The sequence below is a fragment of the Ruegeria sp. AB5 genome, from assembly GCF_056542645.1.
Window position 1 is genome coordinate 264,027 of sequence record NZ_JBQGAE010000004.1, and the last position, 22,859, is coordinate 286,885.

General features: G+C 58.3%; 27 protein-coding genes, 1 tRNA gene and 1 pseudogene. 18 read left to right on the forward strand and 11 right to left on the reverse strand.

Going from position 1 to position 22,859, the window contains the following annotated elements; genetic code table 11:
• Positions 1–98: 98 nt before the first annotated feature.
• The 5 genes from ACR0L4_RS10540 to ACR0L4_RS10560 are packed head-to-tail and all read left to right on the forward strand — an operon-like array spanning position 99 to position 3,320.
• Complete coding sequence (locus ACR0L4_RS10540) at positions 99–701, forward strand: VOC family protein (RefSeq protein WP_480512768.1); 603 nt, start codon at positions 99–101, stop codon at positions 699–701.
• Positions 698–1,186: an N-acetyltransferase family protein gene (locus ACR0L4_RS10545; RefSeq protein ID WP_480512770.1), complete on the forward strand. Its 489-nt coding sequence runs from the start codon at positions 698–700 to the stop codon at positions 1,184–1,186. Before ACR0L4_RS10540 ends, ACR0L4_RS10545 begins: the two co-directional genes overlap by 4 nt.
• Positions 1,187–1,231: 45 nt before the next feature.
• Entirely contained in the window at positions 1,232–1,912 is a 681-nt protein-coding gene (locus ACR0L4_RS10550) for a TerB family tellurite resistance protein (RefSeq protein WP_480512772.1), read from the forward strand.
• Between the two features lie 3 nt (positions 1,913–1,915).
• Entirely contained in the window at positions 1,916–2,908 is a 993-nt protein-coding gene (locus ACR0L4_RS10555; RefSeq protein WP_170750633.1) for an endonuclease/exonuclease/phosphatase family protein, read from the forward strand.
• Positions 2,909–2,945: 37 nt separating this feature from the next.
• Complete coding sequence (locus tag ACR0L4_RS10560; protein ID WP_480512775.1) at positions 2,946–3,320, forward strand: hypothetical protein; 375 nt, start codon at positions 2,946–2,948, stop codon at positions 3,318–3,320.
• Positions 3,321–3,332: 12 nt separating this feature from the next.
• Here ACR0L4_RS10560 and ACR0L4_RS10565 read toward each other — a convergent pair whose 3' ends face one another.
• The 5 genes from ACR0L4_RS10565 to ACR0L4_RS10585 form a co-directional block, all read right to left on the reverse strand.
• Positions 3,333–4,877 carry a Ppx/GppA family phosphatase gene (locus ACR0L4_RS10565; RefSeq protein ID WP_480512777.1) on the reverse strand — a complete coding sequence of 515 codons (1,545 nt, stop codon included), beginning with the start codon at positions 4,875–4,877 and terminating at the stop codon, positions 3,333–3,335.
• A 49-nt stretch (positions 4,878–4,926) separates the two neighbouring features.
• The gene (locus ACR0L4_RS10570) at positions 4,927–5,616 is read right to left on the reverse strand and encodes a P-loop NTPase family protein (RefSeq protein WP_480512779.1); all 690 of its coding nucleotides are present in this window, start codon (positions 5,614–5,616) and stop codon (positions 4,927–4,929) included.
• Complete coding sequence (locus ACR0L4_RS10575) at positions 5,617–6,690, reverse strand: AI-2E family transporter (protein WP_170750641.1); 1,074 nt, start codon at positions 6,688–6,690, stop codon at positions 5,617–5,619. It abuts the gene before it with no gap.
• Between the two features lie 88 nt (positions 6,691–6,778).
• Entirely contained in the window at positions 6,779–7,753 is a 975-nt protein-coding gene (locus ACR0L4_RS10580) for an isopenicillin N synthase family oxygenase (RefSeq protein ID WP_170750643.1), read from the reverse strand.
• Positions 7,753–9,117 carry an FAD-dependent oxidoreductase gene (locus tag ACR0L4_RS10585; protein WP_170750644.1) on the reverse strand — a complete coding sequence of 455 codons (1,365 nt, stop codon included), beginning with the start codon at positions 9,115–9,117 and terminating at the stop codon, positions 7,753–7,755. The genes ACR0L4_RS10580 and ACR0L4_RS10585 overlap by 1 nt, the downstream gene beginning before the upstream one ends.
• A 167-nt stretch (positions 9,118–9,284) precedes the next feature.
• On the opposite strand from ACR0L4_RS10585, the gene proS reads away from it, so the two are divergent.
• A complete protein-coding gene (gene proS, locus ACR0L4_RS10590) occupies positions 9,285–10,625 on the forward strand; it encodes a proline--tRNA ligase (RefSeq protein ID WP_480512782.1) in 1,341 nt (446 codons plus the stop codon).
• A complete protein-coding gene (locus ACR0L4_RS10595) occupies positions 10,609–11,490 on the forward strand; it encodes a glycosyltransferase family 2 protein (RefSeq protein ID WP_480512784.1) in 882 nt (293 codons plus the stop codon). Before proS ends, ACR0L4_RS10595 begins: the two co-directional genes overlap by 17 nt.
• Here ACR0L4_RS10595 and ACR0L4_RS10600 read toward each other — a convergent pair.
• Positions 11,487–11,843: a hypothetical protein gene (locus ACR0L4_RS10600; protein ID WP_170750650.1), complete on the reverse strand. Its 357-nt coding sequence runs from the start codon at positions 11,841–11,843 to the stop codon at positions 11,487–11,489. The genes ACR0L4_RS10595 and ACR0L4_RS10600 overlap by 4 nt on opposite strands.
• A 338-nt stretch (positions 11,844–12,181) precedes the next feature.
• Here ACR0L4_RS10600 and ACR0L4_RS10605 point away from each other — a divergent pair, with 338 nt between their 5' ends.
• From ACR0L4_RS10605 to ACR0L4_RS10615, 3 genes are all read left to right on the forward strand, one after another.
• Positions 12,182–13,168 (forward strand): DUF6492 family protein, encoded by a 987-nt coding sequence (locus tag ACR0L4_RS10605; protein ID WP_480512786.1) that lies wholly within the window; start codon positions 12,182–12,184, stop codon positions 13,166–13,168.
• Between the two features lie 77 nt (positions 13,169–13,245).
• Positions 13,246–14,541 (forward strand): lipoprotein-releasing ABC transporter permease subunit, encoded by a 1,296-nt coding sequence (locus ACR0L4_RS10610; protein ID WP_480512788.1) that lies wholly within the window; start codon positions 13,246–13,248, stop codon positions 14,539–14,541.
• On the forward strand, positions 14,534–15,220 hold the full coding sequence (locus ACR0L4_RS10615; RefSeq protein WP_480512790.1) for an ABC transporter ATP-binding protein: 687 nt from the start codon (positions 14,534–14,536) through the stop codon (positions 15,218–15,220). Before ACR0L4_RS10610 ends, ACR0L4_RS10615 begins: the two co-directional genes overlap by 8 nt.
• Here ACR0L4_RS10615 and ACR0L4_RS10620 read toward each other — a convergent pair.
• Positions 15,204–15,641 (reverse strand): DMT family transporter, encoded by a 438-nt coding sequence (locus ACR0L4_RS10620; RefSeq protein WP_480512792.1) that lies wholly within the window; start codon positions 15,639–15,641, stop codon positions 15,204–15,206. The genes ACR0L4_RS10615 and ACR0L4_RS10620 overlap by 17 nt on opposite strands.
• Positions 15,642–15,740: 99 nt before the next feature.
• Between ACR0L4_RS10620 and ACR0L4_RS10625 the strand changes: the two genes are divergently transcribed.
• The gene (locus ACR0L4_RS10625) at positions 15,741–16,145 is read left to right on the forward strand and encodes a c-type cytochrome (protein WP_170750658.1); all 405 of its coding nucleotides are present in this window, start codon (positions 15,741–15,743) and stop codon (positions 16,143–16,145) included.
• A 4-nt stretch (positions 16,146–16,149) separates the two neighbouring features.
• Here ACR0L4_RS10625 and ACR0L4_RS10630 read toward each other — a convergent pair whose 3' ends face one another.
• Together ACR0L4_RS10630 and ACR0L4_RS10635 are read right to left on the reverse strand one after the other, a co-directional pair.
• Positions 16,150–16,815 carry a hypothetical protein gene (locus tag ACR0L4_RS10630; RefSeq protein WP_480512794.1) on the reverse strand — a complete coding sequence of 222 codons (666 nt, stop codon included), beginning with the start codon at positions 16,813–16,815 and terminating at the stop codon, positions 16,150–16,152.
• 63 nt (positions 16,816–16,878) lie between these two features.
• Positions 16,879–17,541, reverse strand: coding sequence for a DNA-3-methyladenine glycosylase I (locus ACR0L4_RS10635; protein WP_480512796.1), 663 nt, complete (start codon positions 17,539–17,541; stop codon positions 16,879–16,881).
• Between the two features lie 148 nt (positions 17,542–17,689).
• Here ACR0L4_RS10635 and ACR0L4_RS10640 point away from each other — a divergent pair, with 148 nt between their 5' ends.
• The 6 genes from ACR0L4_RS10640 to ACR0L4_RS10665 all read left to right on the forward strand — a co-directional run bounded on the left by ACR0L4_RS10640 (position 17,690) and on the right by ACR0L4_RS10665 (position 21,063).
• A complete protein-coding gene (locus tag ACR0L4_RS10640; RefSeq protein ID WP_480512798.1) occupies positions 17,690–18,355 on the forward strand; it encodes an NnrU family protein in 666 nt (221 codons plus the stop codon).
• A 69-nt stretch (positions 18,356–18,424) separates the two neighbouring features.
• Positions 18,425–18,946, forward strand: a complete 522-nt coding sequence (locus tag ACR0L4_RS10645; protein ID WP_480512800.1) for a DUF2478 domain-containing protein — start codon at positions 18,425–18,427, stop codon at positions 18,944–18,946.
• Between the two features lie 88 nt (positions 18,947–19,034).
• Positions 19,035–19,211 carry a hypothetical protein gene (locus ACR0L4_RS10650; protein ID WP_480512802.1) on the forward strand — a complete coding sequence of 59 codons (177 nt, stop codon included), beginning with the start codon at positions 19,035–19,037 and terminating at the stop codon, positions 19,209–19,211.
• 457 nt (positions 19,212–19,668) lie between these two features.
• Positions 19,669–20,256, forward strand: coding sequence for a hypothetical protein (locus ACR0L4_RS10655; RefSeq protein WP_480512804.1), 588 nt, complete (start codon positions 19,669–19,671; stop codon positions 20,254–20,256).
• A gap of 146 nt (positions 20,257–20,402) precedes the next feature.
• A tRNA-Leu gene (locus tag ACR0L4_RS10660) sits at positions 20,403–20,489 on the forward strand.
• A gap of 196 nt (positions 20,490–20,685) precedes the next feature.
• Positions 20,686–21,063 carry a rhodanese-like domain-containing protein gene (locus tag ACR0L4_RS10665; protein ID WP_480512806.1) on the forward strand — a complete coding sequence of 126 codons (378 nt, stop codon included), beginning with the start codon at positions 20,686–20,688 and terminating at the stop codon, positions 21,061–21,063.
• Positions 21,064–21,086: 23 nt separating this feature from the next.
• Here the strand turns inward: ACR0L4_RS10665 and ACR0L4_RS10670 are convergent, their stop codons facing one another.
• Positions 21,087–21,887 carry an alpha/beta fold hydrolase gene (locus ACR0L4_RS10670; protein ID WP_480512808.1) on the reverse strand — a complete coding sequence of 267 codons (801 nt, stop codon included), beginning with the start codon at positions 21,885–21,887 and terminating at the stop codon, positions 21,087–21,089.
• A gap of 48 nt (positions 21,888–21,935) precedes the next feature.
• On the opposite strand from ACR0L4_RS10670, the gene ACR0L4_RS10675 reads away from it, so the two are divergent.
• A complete protein-coding gene (locus ACR0L4_RS10675; RefSeq protein ID WP_170750672.1) occupies positions 21,936–22,310 on the forward strand; it encodes a hypothetical protein in 375 nt (124 codons plus the stop codon).
• 262 nt (positions 22,311–22,572) lie between these two features.
• Here the strand turns inward: ACR0L4_RS10675 and glyA are convergent.
• Positions 22,573–22,859, reverse strand: a pseudogene (glyA, locus tag ACR0L4_RS10680) (serine hydroxymethyltransferase); the annotation flags it as partial.

A 22,859-nucleotide genomic window follows, 5' to 3' on the forward strand; every position in this document is an offset into this window, starting at 1 on the left:
CCAAGATTGTTTGACGATCATCTTGTTATATCGCGCGATTGGCGAAATCATGCGACCAGACCCGCTGCGGTCTGGTCGTTTTAGTTTGGAGGGCGCGCATGCTACTGGATCATCTTGCCGTTGCGGGTGAAACGCTTGAGGATGCATCAGCCCATATCGAACAGGCGTTGGGCGTTTCGCTGCAGGCTGGCGGAAAGCACGAGAAATTTGGCACTTATAACCGACTGCTGGGCCTCAGGGATGGTCTGTATCTGGAAGCGATTGCCATCGACCCCAATGCCCCGACGCCCGGTCGCACCCGCTGGTTCGATCTGGATCGGTTCAAAGGCGTCCCGCGCCTGACCAACTGGATTTGCCGTGTCCCCGACATCGAAGCGTCTTTGGCCGTGTTTCCCGACGGGGTTGGCACGCCGATTGATCTGACCCGAGGCGCGTTGAGTTGGCGCATGGCGGTGCCGCCCAATGGCCGCTTGCCCTTCGACAATCTGTTTCCCGCTCTTATTCAGTGGCAGGGGGATTTGCATCCGGCAAAGATGCTTCAGGACAGTGGCTGTCGTCTCAAGCGGCTGGTCGTATACCACCCGGATGCGCTGAGCCTGGCCGAACATTTGGGGGCGCTCGATCTGGTGGCTTTTGATACAGGCCCAGCTGCGATGCGCGCCGAGTTTGAGACGCCACACGGGCCTCGCACTCTCGAATGAGGATTCGCCAGGCCCAGGCCTCGGACGCGGCCGACATCGCTGTGATCGCCAATGGGATCATCCGCGACACACTGATAACTTTCACCACAGACGAACGTCGCCCATCGGAAGTTGCAGACGATATCCGTGCAAAAGGCCCCTCATTTCTTGTTGCCGAAGATGACGGCCGCGTCGTTGGATTTGCGACGTACAATCTGTTCCGATCCGGACCGGGTTACGCGCAGTGCCGCGAAATCACGATTCAATTGTCCGGAAGGGCCCGAGGCCAAGGCCTGGGCCGCGCCCTGATGCATCAGTTGCAGGAGGTGGCCCGCAGTGAAGGGGTTCATGTCCTTGTCTCCGGTATCTCTTCTGCGAACCCCGCAGCCATTGCGTTTCATGCAGCACTTGGATTTGACGAAGTCGGGCGCATGCCCGAGGTCGGGTGCAAATGGGGGCAGAGGCTGGACCTTGTGCTGATGCAGAAAATTCTTTCTTCCGAGTGATCTGTTGCACCTGACAGTCCCGCAACGGGACGCTAGGGTACGCCCATGTCGATCTGGACCCGTATATCCGACGCGCTGAGTGCCCTGTCCCAAGGCGAAAGCCTGACGGCCGTCTTCGAAAAACTGCGCTCGCCGCCCGAACGTTCGGTGGCGTTCACCATTGCGGTGATCGCGCTTGGCGCGAAGATGGCCAAGGCGGATGGTCAGGTTACCCGAGATGAGGTGACCGCGTTTCGCGACGTGTTCCAGATCGCGCGGCAGGATGAAGAGGGCGCAGCGCGGGTCTTCAACATGGCCCGCACGGATGTGGCCGGATATCAGGACTATGCGCGCAAGATCGCCCGGATGTTCTCGGAAGACAGCACCACATTGTGCGACCTGATGGAGGGGTTGTTCCATATCGCGATGGCTGATGGGTTCTATCATCCCAATGAGAACGAGTTTCTGGAAGAGGTCAGCCGTATATTCGGGCAGACAGATGCGCAGTTTCTGGCCCTGCGCGCCCGGTTCGTCCCGGACGCGCCAAACGACCCTTACGTTGTTCTGGGGGTCTCGCCGGATATGCCGATCTCTGAAATCAGGAAGGTATGGCGCAAATTGGTGCGCGAGACCCACCCAGATGCAATGATGTCGCGTGGCGTTCCGGAAGAGGCAATTCGCCTGGCCGAGAAAAAGATGATCGACATCAACCGCGCGTGGGATGAGATCAACGGTGCGACGGTCTGAACGATGCGTCTGGCAACCTACAACATCGAGTGGTTTGCCAACCTGTTTGATCGCAATGACAGGCTGATTGTGGATGACAGTTGGTCTGGTCGGCACAACGTGACCAAAGCGCAGCAGGTTGAAGCCATAGCCAAGGTTCTCACCGCGATAGACGCTGATGGGATTCTGATTGTTGAAGCTCCGAACACGGGCAAGCGGCAGAATACCGTACGGGCGTTGCAGGCATTTGCCGAGGTGTTCGATTTGCGCACCTCACATGCGATCATGGGATTTCCCAATGACACACATCAGGAACTTGCGTTTCTGTACGACCCTGAGGTGCTGTCCGTGCGTCACGATCCGCAAGACGGCGAGGACGCGCCGCGTTTTGACCGCGAATTCCGCATCGATCTGGATGTGGACGCGACGCAGGACGTGGTGCAGTTTTCCAAACCGCCGATGGAGTTGGCCGTGCAAACGCGGGATGGGTTCGGTTTCCGTCTGATCGGCGCGCATCTGAAGTCCAAGGCCCCGCATGGGGCTGGGTCGCGGGATGAGGCGATCCGAATCTCGATCGCAAACCGCCGCAAACAGCTGGCTCAGGCGATCTGGCTATCCCGACGGGTCGCGCATCATGTGGATGTGGGTGATCCGATGATCCTGCTGGGGGATCTGAATGACGGGCCGGGTCTGGATGAATTTGAACATCTGTTCGGGCGATCCTCGGTCGAAATCTTGCTTCAGGCGGGTCTGTTCGATCCTCATGCGGCGACGGCGTATGGGCCGCGCCCGGGGTCAGTGCCTTCGACGGCGCGATTTGCGCGTCCAAACGAAGGCAAGTTCCTCGAAGCTCTGCTGGACTACATCATGATCAGCGCGGACTTGCAGGTCAGACGCCCGGCCTGGCGCATCTGGCACCCGTTTCGCGATGCCGCCTGCTGGTCTGCGCCAGACCTGCGTGAAGCCTTGCTGGCGGCTTCGGATCATTTCCCCGTCACGCTGGATATCGAGCTGTGACCTTTCAACCTCGATCAAGGCGGTTTATGTTTTGGTCATGAAACATGCTCTTTTGATCAGTGCGATGTTGGCCGCTGTGGCTGTGCCGTCAGCGGCAGAGGAAGATGACGCTCCAAGCCTGATGGAACAAGGGGCCGAGTTGTTCTTTGAGGGTCTGCGTCGAGAGATGGAACCGGCTCTGGATGAGATGTTGGGAATGGTAGATCAACTTGGTCCAGCGATGCAGTCTTTCCTAAAGGAAATGGGGCCTGCGCTGGCAGAACTGGCCGCCGAAGTGAAGGATTGGAGTGCTTATCAGGCGCCAGAGATCCTGCCGAATGGCGACATCATCATTCGCAAGAAACCGACCGATGACAGCCTGGAAGACCCCGACACGGTGCCGAACAAACCTGACGGCGGCACCGATATCTGACGGCAGGCCAGTTCAGGTCTTGATGATGACCCGAACCTCGGATTTCAGCGCATTTGCCAGCGAACTCAACCGTGATTCGGCGACTTCGTTGAACAGGGGCTGAACCGTTTTGGGCAGCAACAGATCAAGCTCGCGCTTTTGGGGATAGAAACGCAGCTTGCCGATATGCGCATCTGTATCCATGCACAGCATAGCGCCAAAGCGCATGGCCTTGCCCAGAATCTCGGCCTGTTTCTGATCCTTTTCGCTCAGCAGATCATAAAGCGGGGCAAAGCGGTTCCCCTCGCGCTTGTTGCGGTAACGATGTTGCAGGGCGAGGCCGATGAACACACGTTCCGCGTGTTTGAGGCCGCCCAGGTTGGCACGGGTGACATTGTCGAAACAGACCTCGGCGCGGTAGTCGGGATGCGCCCGCCAGCTGACATCGTGCAACAGGCAGGCCGCCTTGATCAGCCGGACCCGCGTTTCCGGGGCGGATTTGAACAGCGGCATCACGAATTCGAACAGGTGTCGACCCATGCCGGGCAGCCGGGCGTCTTTCGCTTCCGAGAAACGGCAGGCCTCAATCAGCGGGTCCCGGTCGCGCAGCTCCTGTGACATCTGTTCATACAGCAAACCTTCGCGGATACCGTAGCTTGAGATCGCAATATCCTTTGGCTTGAACGCGCGAATCAACCGGGCCAGCACATCCATGGCGTAAGGGATCAGCGCCATACGCGAACTCGACACGCCGGCCTGACTGCGCAGTTTGTCATGATCGTGTGCTTCGATGAATTTGATCGTTTCCCGCACCTGCTGGTTGGTCATGCGGTATTCGTGCAGCACGTTCAGCGGATAACCGCGCCGCAACATGTCCAGTCGCGCAAAGGCACGCCAGCTGCCGCCGACCAGAAACAGGCGATCACGCTGCTGACCCAACTGGCCGCGCAACTCTTCCATCGTTGTTTTGATAAGGGCCTTGCGCGCCCGGCGTCCGCCTTTGATATCGCGCATTTTCAGTGGCCCAAGCGCCGAGGTCAAACGTCGACCGACCTCACCTCCGCCGATCTCGGCCAACTCCATGGATGACCCGCCAATGTCGCAAATCAGCCCATAAGCTCCGGGCCAGCCCAGCAGAACGCCCTGAGCGGACAGACGGGCTTCTTCCTGACCGTCAATAACTGAGACATGCAGGCCGGTTTCAGCCATAACTTCTTTGCAGAAGGCAGGGCCATCCTCGGCCTCACGCACCGCTGCGGTGGCTACCACGTGCAGCCCCGGCAGACCAAGATCCTGAGCGATGCGTCGAAACCGTCGCAAGGCCGCCATCGCCCTGTTGCGCCCACGCGGATTAAGGCGACCGGTTTCCGATAGGCCCGCGCCCAATTCGCACATCACTTTTTCATTGTAAAAGTAGGCCGGCGACCGGGCAGCGCCGTCAAAAATCACCATCCGGACCGAGTTCGACCCAACATCCACGACGCCCACGCGCGACAAAGCCCGCGCACCGGGGTCATCGAACAAAGGTTTTCCGAAAGGCCCCCAATCAGGAATGTCGGTTTCGACGGTCTGATCCATGTCTTTCCCTGAATGTCCGGTGTCAGGATGCGCAATCGACGGGCGCGGGTCAATTGTCCGTATCGCCTTGATCCGGGTTCATGTTCAAGACCCGAATGGCCAATCTGCGCGTGATGTCGCGTTTTTCCGACAGGGCGAGGCGGTCGAGCTGCGCGACCACGTCGGCAGCGGTCTCGAATCTACGGTCCATATGTTTGACCAGATAGGCGATTACATCGGGCCCCGGGTTGAGTTGCCTGTCCACAAACAATTTCGCAAGAACGGCACCCAGCAACGCATCATCCGGCGGGTCGAGCGTCACGTGGTGCGCACCTTCGACGCGGCTTTGCAAATCGGGAAGCGGCAGTTGCCAGAATTTCGGTGCCAGACGACCGGTCATCAACAAGGCGTGGCCCTCGGCCAGAACAAGATTGTGCAGGTGGAACAGGGTTTTCTGTTGCTCAATATCGTCCGCGATCATCGGAACATCTTCGACAGCAATCGGTCCGCGTGCCAGTTCGGGGACGTCGTCATCGAGCAGCGTGCGCGCCTGCACGATACGCCCGCCCGTCTCAGCAGCCCAGACATGGGCCAGATGGGTCTTGCCCGCGCCGGCAGGGCCGCTCAGCACCAGTTTGTTGCCGGGCCAGGACGTGGCCGAGATCATGGCGACGGCCAGCGCATTGGCCGGTGAGACAAAGAAATCCTCTCGCCCCAGCGCCGTCTTGGCGGGCAGGTCGAAACTCAGCTGTCGCGCCATTTATTCGCTGTCCTGTTCCTGACCTTCGAGCCCGGTATAGAGGCGGCTGTCCAGATAGACCGAGGTCCCGAACCGCGCCAACACACCCAAAGCAGCCGCGACCGGCACTGCCACGAGCATGCCGACAAAGCCGAACAATGCACCAAACACGGACAGGGCGAGCAACAGCCAGACAGGGTGCAGCCCAACCGAATGCCCGACCAATTTCGGTGTCAGGAAGTTGCCCTCGGTGACCTGACCAAGGGCAAAGACACCGGCAACCAGCCCGATATGCGCCCAGTCACCCCAGAACTGGAACAGCGCCAGTCCGATCGCCAGAGATCCGCCGATCAGCGCGCCGAGATAGGGAATGAACGTCACCAGACCAGCGATGAACCCAACAATAAGGCCGAATTGCAGGCCGACCAGCATCAGGGCAACGGCGTAGTATGTGCCCAGGATCAGACAGACGGTCCCCATACCCCGAACGAACGAGGCCAGGACGTCGTCGATCTCACCCGCCAGCCGTTTGATGGTCGGGGCATGGTCCCGGGGCAGCAACTCTCCGATCCGGGCAATCATGCGGTCCCAGTCCAGCAGCAGGTAGACCGCGACAACCGGGACGATGACCAGAAGCACGACGATGTTTATGACCGAGCCCAGCGAGGTCAGAACGGTTTCTAGCACTTCCCCGGTCTTGGATTTCAGCGTTTCGCCAAAAGACACCAGCATCTGATGGGTGCTGGATTCCCGATCCAGCAGCGACGGGAATTGTTGTTCGATGAAGCCGCGCAGCTGTTTGAAAAGGCTGGGCAGGACTTCGACCAACTCAAGCAACTGGGTGATCAGGGCCGGGACAACCATCAGAATGGCCAGCACAAATGTCAGCATGCCCACAACGGTGATGACCCCTGTGGCTGCCATGCGGGACAGGCCCAGCTTTTCCAGACGGTCTGCCACGGGGTCCAGGAAATAGGCAATGGCCCCGCCGATCACGAACGGCAGCAGCACATCCCCCAAGGCCCACAGGATCAGAACGAAGACAACAGTGGCTACGCCCCAGTATCTCAGCTGATCCCTTACCGGCAAAGCCATGGCGCTCCCCTTGTTGCGACCGTCCAGAGTGTTCTTGGCTTATGCAGACCTGTGATGCAAGCGGTTCATGGCCCGAAGATTTTGCCCATCAGCCCTCAAGCGTTCCCAATTCGGGCGTGTCACCCGTGGCGTCTTCATCAGGCCAGTTGGTGCGCCAGATTTCAGCCGACCAATGACCGCAATGCACAGAAGGGCGGTCAAAACCGGGCAGGGGCGGCAGAAGCGGTTCGACAACCACATCGTGTCGCGGCACCGCGAAATAGGGAAAGGAATACCGTTCCTTGCCGGATCGGTTGACCACCCGGTGCGGCGTGGATTTCAATCGGCCACCCGACCACAGCTCAAGCATGTCGCCGATGTTGACGATGAACCCGCCCGGGGGGCATTTCGGTGAGACCCAGTGGCCGTCACGGGTTTGCACCTCCAACCCGCCAACAGGGTCGGGCGAGATGATCGTCAGCGCATCCGTATCCTTGTGCGGATGAATGCCGTATCCTACGTCATCCGGGGTTTGTGGAGGATAGTGCAGCAGGGTCATGTTGGTCATCGGGTCGCGAAAGGCGTCCCGCAAGGCGCCGGGGTTCAGATGCAGCCCGGCTTCAAGCGCGCCCAGAAGTAGATCAGTCAGGTCGTCCAGTTGGGTCCAGTAGTCCAGAATGACTTGCCGGGCCTGCGGGACGTCCTTTGGCCAGATGTTCGGACCATAAAGCGCGCAGGCCTGCCGGATGTCGGCGGCTTCCGGGACCTCGTGATGCAGTTTGTATCCTTCGTATTTGTCGGCCTGTCCCGACCCGTCATTCGGAGTGAAAAACCCCATCGGAATGAACCCACGGTAGTTGTCGCGGGTGATGGCCTGTTCCCACTTTCTGGTGGTTTCAATGTTGAAGATTTCCCGCACCGTCTGCCGGACCCGATCCACCGTGTCCTGAGACACACGGGTTCCGGTGATCGACAAAAATCCGATCCCCGTACAGGCGTCGAGAATCTGCTGTACTGTCACGTCATAAGCGGGCCCTTCCGGATGAGCCAATGCCGAAACATCTATGGTGGGGATCGCCTCCATCAATTGATCCTCACGCCCTGACGGTTCAGTTCCTTGTGAATGGGGGATAAATCAAGAGTGTCCAGCTCTCGGTTGCTTTTTAGCGCCTGTACCGCCGCAATCCCTGCGCCCTGACCCATGACCGCACAGCAAGCCATGTTACGCGTGGCCGCGTGGGCCACCTTGTCAGAGCCGTGCGACCGGCCCGCGACCAGCAGGCCCTTGACGCCTTTGGGCAGCATCGACCGATATGGGATCTGCATGTATCGCCCAGTGGTCGGCAGGATCAGAATACCGTAGCCGTCGATGAATTCGGGATAGATGCCGATTGTATCCTCGAACCGGCCCTGATGGCGGGCATCGTCTTCGGTCATGTTATAGATCGCGTCGATCTTGCGGGTGTCGCGGATGCCGATTGTCATTCCGAAATTGCGCAGCCGTGCGTTTTCGCAACCGGGCATGAACCGGCGCAGCGCCTCGATGGCCAGCATCGACTGCCGCCGTCCCTCGATCTCGCCCTTTGTCAGGCTGTCAGGGTCAGTACCGTCGATCTCAGCCAGATGGATGAGGTTCATATAGGTCAGCTCACCCGTGTCATGCATCGCGCCCCAGGTGCCTGCGATGGTGTTCAGATGTGCCGGGATCAGGCCCTGATCAATCGCCTGCTGGAACGGCTTGTGCACAAAGGGCGAGAACATGTCGTCTTCTTTGCCCGAGGTCTCGATATTCCACTCACCGCCGCCGCCCCAATCCTTATAGGTCTGCGGGTCGGCCTTGACGCCCTCCATAAAGGCGCGCTTGTCGACGCCCGCCAGATGGAACATGACCGAGGCCGCCATCATATCCTCGCGTGCGGTTTTATGCGTGGGCGCCCCGGCGCGGTGGGCGACATCTGCGTCCCCGGTGGCGTCGATCACCACCTTTGCCAGGATCGCCTCGCGCCCGGCTTTGGATTCGGTGATGATGCCGGTAATCCGGTCGCCGTCCATGATCGGGGCGACGAATTGCCGGTGCAGCATGGGGTTAACGCCGGCCTCTTCGACCAGCTTGTCGGCGACCAGCTTGAACCCTTCGCTGTCCAGCTCATAACTCAGTGACTGACTTTCGGGCACCGCCGCACCCATCTCTTTGGCGCGGGTTTCGAATTCCATACCGATGCCGCCTGCCTCGACCGTTTGCTCGTGGCGGTACCAGGCGAAACCTTCGACGCCCACAGCGGTGATATTGCCGCCCATGCAGCCGAACCTGTCGACCAGCGACACCTCGGCCCCGGCCCGCGCGGCTGCCAATGCGGCGGCCAGCCCGGCGGGGCCCGAGCCCACGACCAGAATTTCCGTTTTGTGGACGACCGGGATGTCGCGCGCAGGTTCCTTGATTGTCAGCATCGACGCCTCGTGATTTTACAATTCTGTCACAATTGGAGGTCCTGATCGACGGGTCAATCAAAAAACCGACGGGCCTGACGTCGCAATTTCGCCAATGTATGATTGCCCCCGGCGGGGCTTTGGCATAATCACCGTCGCAGTCGATTTTCACCTTTAAAGGTCACGCAATGCGCCTCAGCCGTTACTTTCTGCCCGTTCTCAAGGAAAACCCGTCAGAGGCTCAGATCGTCAGCCACCGGCTGATGTTGCGCGCGGGCATGATCAAACAGGCCTCGGCCGGGATATATTCCTGGCTGCCGATGGGCTTCAAAGTGCTGCGCAAGCTGGAAAACATTGTACACGAAGAACAGGCGCGCGCGGGTCATATCGCGATCCAGATGCCGATCATCCAATCGGCCGATCTGTGGCGCGAAAGCGGACGGTATGACGATTACGGCCAGGAAATGTTGCGGATGAAAGACCGGCATGACCGCGATATGCTGTTCACGCCGACCGCCGAGGAACTGGTGACCGATATCTTTCGCGGCCACGTCAACAGCTACAAGGATCTGCCGCTGACGCTCTATCAAATCCAGTGGAAATTTCGCGATGAAATCCGTCCGCGCTTTGGCGTGATGCGGGGGCGCGAGTTCTATATGAAGGACGGTTATAATTTCGACCTGACCAAGGAAGACGCGCTGCACGCCTATAACCGCCATCTGGTCAGCTACCTGCGTACCTATGAGCGCATGGGCCTGCAGGCGATTCCGATGCGCGCCGATAGCGGTCCGATTGGTGGCGATGACACGCATGAATTCCTGGTGTTGGCGGACACCGGTGAATCCGAGGTCTTCTATGACAGCGCGGTGACCGACCTGACCTTTGGTGATCGTGACATCAATTATGACGACCGCGATCAGTGCCAGGCTATTCTGGAAGAATTCACCTCAAAATACGCCCGCACGGACGAAACCCATGACGAGGCGCTGTTCAATCAGGTGCCCGAAGAGCGACGCCGTGTGGCGCGGGGGATCGAAGTGGGGCAGATTTTCTATTTCGGGACCAAGTACTCCGAACCTCTGGGCGCAACCGTTCAAGGCCCCGATGGCAAGCCGGTTCCGGTGCATATGGGCAGCCACGGTATCGGTGTCAGCCGCCTGATCGGCGCGATCATCGAGGCCAGCCATGACGACAAGGGCATCATCTGGCCCGAGGGCGTGACGCCATTCCATTGCGGTATCGTCAATCTGAAGCAAGGCGATGACGAAGCCGATGCGGCCTGTGAAAAGCTCTATGCCGCGCTGACCGCGCTGGGGCTTGAGCCGCTTTATGACGACCGTAACGAACGGGCCGGGGGCAAGTTCGCCACAATGGACCTGATCGGTCTGCCATGGCGCATCACTGTTGGCCCGCGCGGCCTGAAGAACGGCGTGGTCGAGCTGACCTGCCGCCGCACCGGCGAAAGCGAGGAACTGAGCCCCGAGGCCGCCGTCACCAAGATCGCCGGGATTTATGAACACATCGCCTGAGCCTTTGATCTCGGTCATCACAGCGACCTACAACCTGTTGTCGCAAGGCCGACAGGACAGTTTCAAAGGCGTTGTCGAGTGTATGCAGCGCCAGAACTGCGGGCGGGCCGAGCATATCATTCAGGATGGTGCCTCAACCGATGGCACGGTCGCGCTTTTGGGAACCCTGACCGATGGCGTGCCGCGTACCGTCGTGGTCAGCGAACCAGATGGTGGTTTGTATGATGCGATGAACAAGGGCGCGCAGGCGGCGACAGGTGAATACCTTCTGTTCCTGAATTCGGACGATTCTCTGGCCTCGGACAATATCCTGAATCAGGCTGCGGACCGGTTGCAGGCGACGAAGCCGGATTTCCTTTATGGATCAACGCTGCGGCATTATGAGGACGGCAGTGAGACGATGGAAAAGCGCATGTCGCTGAAAGCCATCTTGCAGCGCATGCCGTTCTGCCACAACTCGGTCTTCATCCGGCGGGATGTGTTTCAGGCGCTGGGCGGGCACGACACACAGTTCCGGATCGCGGCAGACTACGACCTGATGCTGCGTTTGATCGGTGGCGGCTATCAGGGCGAGCGTATGGACGACCCGATATCATTGTTCTGGGATCGAGGCGCGACCAGCGATCAGAACGCAACCGGTCAAGACTATGCGCGCGTGTGGATGAACTATTACGCAGGTTTCAAATCAGCAAAGGGCCTGACCCTGGACGACTTCGCCGGATTCTATCGGCGGGGCCACATGCCCGCAGGTTTGATCTGGGACGTGTTGCGTCGGCCCGGAACGCCCGAGCCAATCAAAACCGCAGCACGTCATAGCCTGGCAAAAACCATACGCCGGTCTGTCCAGTTTTGGCGGAGCTTCTAGGACCGGGTGACCGGACGCGTTGTCAGGAAATCTCCGTCTGCGCTGTTGCCGCGTGCGACAACGATTGGACGCCCCATGCGGCGCACCAGCTCCCGAAACTCCAATCCTAGAAAGCGCAGCCCGCAGATGCGTTGACCCGTCTCTTGGTCGGTGATGCACAGACGCCCTTGGCGAAAAGCCAATAGATAACCCTTGTCCTTCAGAATGTCTGACAGAGTGCTCCAGCTTGCAGCGCTGGCAAATATCGGACGGATCGCTGCCCGCAGCAGCGCTGCGGTCTCACAATCCAGGTCTGATGAAGCTTTGTGGGTCAAAATCGGACCCAATCCGTGTGTCGTATTTTGAATATTCATGAGCGACCCCCGCTCTTTCAAATGTGTTCCCCCACAATCAGGGTGACAAAGTTTCGTGGATTAAGCAAAAAGCGAAATAATATTGCTTAATAATTGTGGCATTTCGAGTTCAGTCCCTCACGCAATGCCGACATTGACTTCATAGCTGAAACAATAGCGATCAGTCTGTGAAGAGCGTCACAACCTCAGGTGTAACTGGTTGGTGCAAAAGACTACTTTTATTCGAAAAGGGGGGCGGAAACGCGGCGAGTGATTCGCGTTCCCTGTTTTCTGGCGCAAATTTGACCTCGTGCAATTTGCTGGTAGACGGGTCACGTTACAGAGAGAGGCCACCTGGTTTGCTGAGTTTCGCCACCATCGTCTATTCCAAGGACTACCCTTTGCTGACGCTTCAGGCGATGTCCATTGCCCGGTTTGTTGCGCCAGAGCAGGTCGCCTCGATTCATGTCATTCTTAACGATGTTGATGAGGCCGGGCTGACCGCGAAGGTCGAGCCAATCCTACAGGCCTATGGCCCGTTGCGCCCCAAAGTGCGGGTGTTGGCGGGCGAAGAGGTTTTGTTGGGTGAGGGCCATTGCGCGCGCAGACCGTTGCAGGACCGGGTGCTAATTGAAAACCGGTATCGCATTCCGATGATCCGTAAGGGTGGATGGCGCGGCAATAACGGCTACCGCATGCAGCAGGTTCTGAAACTGGGCGCCGCGCGTGTCGCAGAAGCCGAGAATCTGATCATACTGGATACCAAGAACCTTTTCCTGCGCCCGTTCGATGAGGATGAATTCTTTTCGCCCAAAGGCCCGGCGCGCATTCAGTTCATGCCGGTAAAAAGTGACTACCATCGAAACTGGCTGAACCAGAGCCTCGAGGCGCTGGACGTCACGTTTGCGCAGCCCAACGACATGCGCACCACAACATTTTCGACGCCGTTTCCAGTGCGTCGGGCATTGGTACTTGCCCTTCTGGATGAGATCAACGCGCGCTACGGCTCGGTTCAGGCGCTTTTTGCGTCCCGCAAGCGACCGTCTGAATTCATGTTGTTGAACGCGTTCTGCCTGAAATCTTCCGAGGGTCATGCGCCATGGTTTGAACCAGCTGATCCTGCGCATATTGGATTGTGGCCCACATATTCTCAGGATCAATTGGCCAGGCTGGTCGCACGGTTGCAAGATGATGCATCGCTGAGCCTTGGGTTGCACAATCGCGCGGTTGCCAATCTGCCCGAGAACCTGCGGTATCAGGTCTACGCGACCCTTGAAGCGCGCGGTATCTGCAAGCAGCAGGTGGCGGATGATATTCTTGCGCAAACTTCGGCGCTTTCGGCCTGATCCAACCGGATAACCCGCTTGACCATTCCGCGAAATGCCGAAAGGGTCGCGGCAACCCAGAAAAACCCGGAGCAGGCATGGCCAAAACACCCCCGCCTTTCGCCCCTTTTGAATGGAAGATCGCCTGGCGCTACCTGCGTGCCCGCCGCGCCGAAGGTGGCGTCAGTGTTATGACCTGGATTTCGCTGATCGGGATCACGCTGGCCGTTTTTGCACTGATTGCGACACTGGCTGTCCGTTCGGGATTCCGGGCTGAATTCGTTGGCACCATTCTGGGCGCGAATGCGCATGTGACGGTCTATTCTTCAGGCGATATTGATGCGCAAGGCCGGGTGGACCGGACAATCGTGGATTTTGAAGACAGAACTTCCCGCATCGCTCAGGTGCCCGGGGTCGAACGGGTGGCGCCTTTGGTCAAAGGGCAGGTGCTGATCACCAATCGCGACCGCAGCAGCGGGGTTCAGGTGTTCGGGATGCGGCCAGATGATCTGCGCGACTTGCCGGGGATTGCCGAAAGTGAAGAGGCAGTAGGCGATCTGTCCCAGTTCCAAACGGGTGAAGACGTGATTGCCATCGGTTCGGGCGTGGCCCGCAGTATCGGTGCGACGGTTGGAGACACGGTCAAGCTGACCTCGCCCAACGGGGTCAAGACCGCCTTTGGTACCTCACCTCGCGTCAATGCCTACCGCGTGGTCTATGTATTCTCGGCCGGGCGGTATGACATCGACCGCACGCGGGTTTACATGCCGTTTTCGCAAGCGCAGGGCTTTTTCAACCGCGAGGGCGTTGCGGATGAGATCGAAGTCATGGTCGAACACCCGGAAGACCTCAACCCGATCCTGATTCCGATCCTTGAGGCAGCAGGCGAGCGAAGCCAGATCTGGACATGGCAGGATGCCTCGGGCGGTTTTCTGCGCGCGCTTGAGGTCGAAGACAACGTGATGTTCATCATCCTGTCGATCCTTGTCCTGATCGCGGCGATGAACATCGTTTCGGGCCTGATCATGCTGGTCAAGAACAAGGGTCGCGACATCGGTATTCTCCGAACCATCGGGTTGAGCGAAGGCTCGGTCCTGCGGGTGTTTTTCATTTGTGGGGCTTTTACCGGGCTCATCGGCACCGCGCTGGGTGTGATTCTCGGCAGCCTGTTTGCGCTCTACATCGATCCGATTTTTTCGTTCGTCAACTTCGCCATGGGCGGCGGGGTCTGGGACCCGTCGATCCGAGGCATCTATGCCTTGCCCGCCGAGTTGCATCTGAGCGATGTGATGAAGGCAGTCGGCCTGTCTTTGGGCCTGTCCTTTCTTGTCACCTACTTCCCCGCCCGCCGCGCGGCGCGGCTGAACCCGGTTGAGGCGCTGCGCTATGAATGATGTGACCTTGCGGTTGACCGGCCTTAGCAAAACCTACCTGAAAGGCACGCCGGGCGAAGTGCAGGTGCTGCGTGGCATCGATCTGGAGTTGCAGGCGGGCGAGGCGGTCGCGCTTGTAGCACCGTCCGGTGCGGGCAAATCGACCCTGCTGCATATCGCAGGATTGCTGGATGCACCCGACACAGGGAGTGTCGAGATTGCCGGGCAGGACCTCTCGGGCAGAGGGGACCGCACACGCACGGCCGTTCGGCGCAAGGACGTGGGTTTCGTCTATCAGTTTCATCACCTGCTGCCTGAATTCACCGCACTTGAGAACATTACTCTGCCTCAACTGGCCAATGGTGTGTCAGAGCGGGACGCGCAGTCCAGGGCGATGTCTCTGTTGGACCGGGTCGGTGTCGCCCCGCGCGCGGGTCACCGCCCGGCGGCGCTGTCCGGAGGGGAACAGCAACGGGTTGCCTTTTGTCGCGCGCTGGCCAATGCCCCACGTGTATTGCTGGCAGATGAACCGACCGGCAATCTCGACCCGGATACGTCGGATCAGGTTTTTGATGCCCTGATGACCCTGGTGCGGGATCAGGGCCTGTCCGCGCTGATCGCGACACATAACCTTGATCTGGCCGCGCGGATGGATCGGACTGTGCGGTTAGAGAGTGGGGTGCTCAGGCCAGTTGAGTGATCGCCACTCCAACTGCCATGACCGCAATGCCGCCCGCGCGCATCAAGGTAAGCGGCGTGACCTGCGCGCCAAACAGACCAAAATGGTCAATCGCTGCCGTGCTGATCAATTGCCCCAGAAGTACAAAGAATACTGCATTGCCAACGCCGAAATGCGGTGCGACATGGGTGATCGACAAAACGTAAAAGGCGATCAGTACGCCCGCTAGAAGCAGATGTTTTGGGGCTTGAGCCACTTTTGACAGCGCCTCGAAGCCGGGGAACACAACCATCACCAATGCCGATGACCCAAAGGCAATTGCAAAGAGAACCACGGCCGCCGTTGTGGGTGATCCGATCAGCTTGCCAAGGGCCGCATTCAGCGCCGCAAGAATTGGGACACCAATTCCGGCGGCCAGCATAATGGCGGCGTATTGTGTCATGGCTTGTCCTCTCTCGAAACGGCTGGCGTTGATCTGGATCATTGCGCCCAGACGCACGACGGGCAAGCCTGTATTTGTCAATTGGAATAGGAGGATGCGATGATCAGACACATTTGCGCCTCAGCGTCTTTGGCGCTGGTCGTTAACACGTCAACCGTTTGGGCGCAGGATGTCGAAACCGGTTCTGAGCTTTACCGGCACTACTGTGCCACATGCCACGGAATCGATGCCAAAGGTCAGGGACCTATGGCGGGTGTTTTGATTATTCAGCCCACTGATCTGACGACCTTGAACGATGCGGATGGCGTGTTCCCCCTGATGCGGGTCATTGCAAGGATTGATGGCCGTGATCCCCTGGTCAGCCATGGCAGCCCGATGCCTGTTTATGGGCCGTATTTCGATGGGCAGGATACAGCGATCAAAACACCCGAGGGTCAGCCGATCCTGACCAGCCAGCCTATTGTGGATCTGGTCGAATATCTCAAGACCTTGCAGGAGAACTAGAGGCTCAACTGCAGATCCCCTCGATCTTTGCGTCGTCCCAGGGGATCGCAACATCTCGCTCGCGACCTTTCAGGGGCAGCGGAGACAGGTCGAAATGCGCGCCCAACATGTCGTGTAGCCGCCGGGTGCGCTGTGCCTGCGGGTCCAGCGCGCGGCAGCACACATATTCCTCGACGATGGCGCCCTGTTGTTCAAAGCCGTATGACAGGAAATCGGGTGATGTATCCAAATCGAACAGATACGGGTCCTTGCGGCCCCCATGTTCGGCCGCAGCGCGCAAGGGATGATAACCGGTGGTCTCGCGGTTTTGCCACTGCCAGACATGAGTCAGCTCATGCGCCAGCAGCATGGCAGAGATCAGATTCATCTCATCGGGATAGTCAGACATGTAGTCCTCTACATACCAGTCCCGCGCGAAATAAACCTTGTTGAACAGGGCGACAGCGGCAGGCTTTCCGGTCACCAAACCCGCCTCGACAGGTGGTAGAATACGTTCGCGGCAGGCCTTGCGAGGCCGGGCCTCGCGGAAATAGGTGACTGGCAGCACAGGAGCACCGTCGACCAGCCGGACCCGATCCAGATCCAATGTGGTGCCCTGCATGGTGTCTGCGAATGCACGTTCCGGTTCTGTCAGCGGTCGCCCGCAGGACGCCAGAAGCAGTATAAGCATGAAGCAAACGCGCATAGCCATGGGTTCAACCCTAGTGCGTTGCACCCGTTCCGCAAGACGGATTTATACGCTCATGGCGAGAACTCGGCTGATTTCCGTCAACGACCGTCCCGACTGCTCCATCCAGGTGTTGAACGCCTGCTGCACTGCGCTCAACGCCCGTTTTGAAGTGGCGGGTTTGTCAATGACTCCTTCTGCAATCAACCGGGCAGTGACGTCCTGTGACAGGATGAAACTGTCGCGCCCGGCAAAACGCATCGCGTATTGAGCTGACGCCCCGCCAAGGCGCGACCCCCGCTTGCCCAGCATGGCAAGCAGGCCGATATAGTCTGAGGACGGCCATGCGCCCAGAATTTTGCCGACGCCGCCCTCTTGCCGCAGTTCCAGCAAAAAGGCTGCATTATCGCGAACGGTGGCAATCTTGGTCCCGTTTCGCACGATGCGCTTGTCCTGCAAGAGTGCGTCGAATTTTTCATCATCCATGAACGCGCATCGGCCTATGTCGAACCCGTCAAAGGCGTCTTCGAAGCCGTCCCATTTGTTCTCGATGACCTTCCAGTTAAAGCCCGCCTGAAACACAGATTTGGTGATGATCGACAACCACCGGTCCTCGGGCATCATTTCCAGTTCTTCCGGTGTCTTCGGTTTGCTGAGTTTGCTTTCCATCGCATCAGGTCCGCCGTGGCGTGCTGCTGCGATCTCATATATCTCTTCGAATGACCGCATAGGCTGTCTCCTTTGAGATCAATGTTTCTGTTGCGACTTTGTGCTGCAAGGCGTCTTTTGTCTGAAGCTTTACAAGTGCGCTTGATTTTGAACAAGGATCACGCTGAACAGAACTCTTACACCGGCAGAAAACAGTGCGGAGGCTTCTATGGCCAGTTGGGTCCCATTCTCAGCGGCGTTGGTGGTTTTCTTCCTCAGCCATGCCATTCCGGCGCGGGCACCGGTCCGTGCCCGGTTGATCGCCATCCTTGGGCAAACGGGGTACCTGTTCGCCTATTCGGTTCTATCGATTGGGGTGCTGGCTTGGTTGATCATGGCTGCCGCTACCGCCCCATATGTCGAGGTCATTCCCCCGCTTCCGCCGCTGCGGTGGGTGCCTCTTCTGGTTATGCCGCTGGTGTGTTGGCTGGCGATGACAGGCCTGTCCATCGACAATCCCTTTTCCTTTGGAGGGTTGGGCCGTCGCAGCTTTGATCCGGACAAGCCGGGAATTCTGCGGACGACGCGTCATCCGATCCTTGTCGCGCTGTTGCTGTGGGCCGCAGCGCATTTGCTGGCCAATGGGAGCTTGTCCCATGTGATTCTGTTTGGTCTGTTCGCAGGGTTTGCCGCAATGGGTATGGTTCTGATTGACCGTCGAAATGCACGGGTTCTGGGTGACGACTGGGCGCGACTTTCCCGCAATACCGCGCGGCTTTTGTTGCGCGCCCCGTCTCCTTGGCCGCCTTTGCGGGTCTGGCTTGTCTCGCTCGTCGCGTTTGCTGCTTTGCTTTCCCTGCACGCACCTGTGATTGGCCTTTCCCCGCTCCCCTGAGGCAAAGAGTGGTCGAGCCGGGTTTGTCGTGCTATCTGCTAGGTCAACACAAGTCCTACGAGGTCCCAAATGCACCTTGCCTATGTCACGACCACGGATCGCGGCGCAACCGACCGGTTGCTGAGCGCTGTCGCCGAGCATCTTCTAAGCCTCGGGGCACCGCTGGCGGGTGTGGTGCAGACCAACACGGAATGCGCAGACAGCAACAAATGCGACATGGATGTGCGCGTCTTGCCCGAAGGTGAGACCATCCGCATCTCGCAATCGCTGGGATCGGCGTCGCGCGGCTGCCGTCTGGACCCGGCAGCCTTGGAACAGGCGGTCGGTTATGTGACGGCTTCGCTGGCCGATGCGCCGCACCTGTTGATCATCAACAAGTTTGGCAAGCACGAGGCGGACGGACGCGGATTCCGCCCCGTGATCGCCGAAGCGCTGGCTCAGGATATTCCTGTGCTGGTGGGTGTGAATGGTCTGAACAGTGAGAAGTTTCACGAGTTCACCGGCGGCGGGGCCGAGCAATTGCCCGCAGATCTGGCGGCTATTGCCAGGTGGTTCGAAAGGGTATCGGCCCAACGCGCGACGGCCGCTTGACGTGAAAGTCACCTCGTGCAACGCGATGACAGCCTAGCTTGTTCTGTATTCCCCCGGCTGCAATCCTTGGGCGGGGAGGCGGATACCTATGTGGACAAACTGGGCTGGCAACGAAAGCACCAGCGCTGATCTGGTGCGAGCTGCAATGCTGGACCAGCTACGATCCTTGGCAGGTCAACGCAAAGGTTTGCGGCTGGTGGCGCAGGCCATTCCTTTGCGTCAATTGTTGCAGGGGCTGACCGGACTCTGGATTTGTCCCAACTGAATGGTCCCGCTAGCGGCCCTGTCGAAGACGGGCAGGTCTGGGTCAACACCAACGCGCGCCTGCGCGACCTGCCGGTTTGGTAGCGGTACAGTGGGTGTCGTCAGCCTTGCACTGCCCGCGTTGCGAAAGGGCGCGATTGAGCCGCAGATAGGCATGCCAAAATCCCGACCGTGAAGCCGCAAAGCACATTGTATTCATGTCGTTATCGGCTTACTGCTGTCTCAAGCTCAAAATGGCTTGCCCGCGTGGTGGAATGGTAGACACAGGAGACTTAAAATCACATTAGGTCTGATGTGGTTACCGGAGATACTATTTTACTTTCGGTTCGACCAGAGTAGCTTACCATTTCAATTTTATCTTCACTAACAAAGAGACACCGATCATTGAGGTGACACTACTACCGAAGAGTTTTCATCCGATTTGCTCTATTTAACGAGCCAATATTGTCGAGGACATTTTGAAAGTAAGCTTGGATTGGAATTGCGTGATTGAAGTGGAGGAGGAGCGGGAACAACGCTCATCCGTTTGTGCATTGATTGAAGCACATCGTGCCAACAAGCTAGATGTTGCTTTGCTTGCCGCATCTGCTTCGGAAAACACTAGAGAAAAGCGTTTCCCAGAAAGTGCTAAACATTTTAAAGAAAAGATTGCACGGCTCGGGTGGCAGGATCTTCCATTGGTTTCAATGCCGGCCCTTGTGGATCTGACATACATTGGAAACTCGCACATCGTTGGTGACGCGGATGCATTCAGTTCTCTTGTAGATGCACTTTGGAGCGTAATCGCACCCAAGACTCCGCGAAAATTTCAAGATGCGATCCGAAATGAAGCTGAGTTGAACGACAACGCTATCCACTCTCCGGCACTTTATAAGTGGCGGAATGCTTGGTGTGATGTGATGTCAGCATATTGTCATATATACGCGGAAAGAGACGTCTTCGTGACAAACAATACAAAAGACTTTCAACGCAATGCTATGCCATTGGGTGCGTTGGGAATGACAAAGATTTTGACACCGGCAGAAACGCTGCAACTGGTTGACTGAGGAAACGTAACTTGCTTCCTTGTCGGTGTTTGGGAGTAGTTAGCGAATAGTGCGAGTATTGTGCGCGTTCCACGTTGACTTTGGAGACCAAACAAGCCACTTGAATGCCAGTGACAAAGCTGGTGACATTGGTGACACAGTGACATGCGGATGTGGTGGAATTGGTATACACAAGGGACTTAAAATCCCTCGCCGTCAATGGCTTACGGGTTCGAGTCCCGTCATCCGTACCACACTGAATTGGACTTAAAATCTCTGGGCCGGAAGGCCGTGCCGGTTCGAGTCCGGCCGCGGGTACCAGAAGCTGTTTTGGCTGCATCTCTTTGAAACAGTGTTCCAACAGTCCAAGATGAAAACCGCTCAGCCCTGCTACACCGACAGGTCTCGGCATGTTAGCTGTGCCGTATGGCGGCAAAGGGAAGATTGCAAATGGCAGTGACAGTCAAAGATATGATGGAAGAGGCCAATGCGGTGGTCGAGCGTATCGACACGAACGGCGCCAGAACTCTGCTTGAGCAGGGTGCCTTGTTGTTGGATGTTCGCGATACCGTTGAACTGCAACAATCAGGTCTTGCGTCGGGGGCGCATCACATCCCTCGATCAATGTTGGAATTTCGTGCGGATAGCGCGTTGAAATCGCACGACCCCGAGCTGCGCAAAGAACGGCCCGTCATCCTGTATTGCGCCAGCGGTGGGCGTTCGGCGCTGGCTGGCAAATTGCTCAGGGACATGGGCTACCAAGAGGTCTACAATTTGGGCGGCCTCTCGGATTGGGTAAACGGCGGCGGCGAAACCGAGCCGCTTTAAGCGCACGAGGGGCAAGCGGCAGATCACGCGTTCAGGAATGTTCTGACAGCCGCTTCGAACGCACGCGGCTTTTCGGCGTGCAACCAATGCCCGGCGCCCGGGATTTTGGCGAACCGGGCGCCGGGAAACAGCGTACGGATCTTGCTGCGATGCTCAGGTAAAACATAGCCCGACGCGGCCCCGGACAGAAACAGTGCGGGACCGTCCCAATGCGTGTCAAACTCAGGAAAGCCCATGATTTTGGGCATCTCGGCTGCCAACACGTCAAGGTTCAATAGCCAGCGTTTTCCTGCAACGTCCAGGGATTGCGTGAAAAAGCTCTGCAAAGCCTGCTCGACGCCCTGATCTGCCAATTGCTCAACTGCATCCGATCTACGCGCAACGCGCGAGAAATCGACTGCGCGCATCGCCTCGATAAACTGAATCTGGCTGTGGCTGTAGGCAACGGGTGCGATATCGGCCACCACGAGTTTACGGATCAGATCACCATGCTGCAGCGCCAGTGTCATGGCGGCTTTGCCGCCCATGGAATGCCCCAGAACATCGGCCGATCCACCAAGGCTTTCGATAACCTCTGCCAGGTCACCGGCCAGGTCCGGATAGGCATGCCGGTCCGTCCACATGCTGTGCGCATGGTTGCGCATATCCACTGCGATGACCTGCCGCTCATCTGATAGTCTGCGGGCGATGACCCCCCAATTCCGGGCCGAGCCATAGAGCCCATGCGCGATCATCAGTGGCGGGTTTAAGCTGGGTTCGCCGTGGACAATTGTGTTAAGCATGATCCGGTGATACCGGTCCCCTGCAGAAACGGCCAGCCCCATTGTGGAGCCCGCCCCGCAAGTCTAGGCTGGTCGCTCAGGAGGGGGCAGATGTTGCAAGATGCAGAGATTCAGAACCGTATTGCCGAGACAGTTGCCTTGTTGCGGGTAAAGCTTGGGGTGCGGGACAAAACTCTTGAAGCGTCAATTCACCGGGCCAAACGCCGTTTGCCGCGCAGAGTTTTCAGACAGGCGATGGTGTTGGCACGGGCTGAGAAGATGGCTGCGCATCCGCGTCTGCGGCAGGTTCTGGATACGCCGAAACTGTTGAAGGCCTCGGACGATGTTCAGTTACATCTGACCGCCATCAATCTTGCCGACCGACGGTGGGGTTGGTTTCTGGGCATGCTGGGCGGGCTGGCGTTCAATTTGTTGGCACTTGCTGTGCTGGTCTTGGTGTTTTTGGGCTGGCGCGGCTTGATCTAGGTGCCCGTTCTGACCAGTGCGCTTTGACCTGGGTTCAAGGTGCACATGCGCCAGCGTGACGAACCCCAGATCCGTCGAGAACACCTGTAGCACGGCCGGGTTGGCGCGACCGAGGGTCGTATCGCCCACGCCGCGCCCGAAGGGTGCGGCGCCCGGCCCAACGCTTTCAACGCATCTTTGATGCGGGCAAAAGGGGCGGGAGCCTTTGGCAACAGGAACGGCGCTTGATGTAAGCGCCGTTCTTCTTTGCGTTTCCGCCCGATTACAGGTTCGGATAGATGGGGAATTTTGCGCAGAGGTCTGCGACCTCTGCCTTGACCTTGGCTTCGACGGCGCTGTTGCCGTCCTCGCCATTGGCGGCCAGACCGTCAACCACCTCGATGATCCAGTCGGCGATCTGGCGGAATTCGACCTCGCCAAAGCCGCGGGTGGTGCCGGCAGGAGATCCCAGACGGATACCGCTGGTGATCGTGGGCTTTTCCGGATCAAACGGCACGCCGTTCTTGTTGCAGGTGATATGCGCCCGGCCCAGGGCCTTTTCGGTCGCGT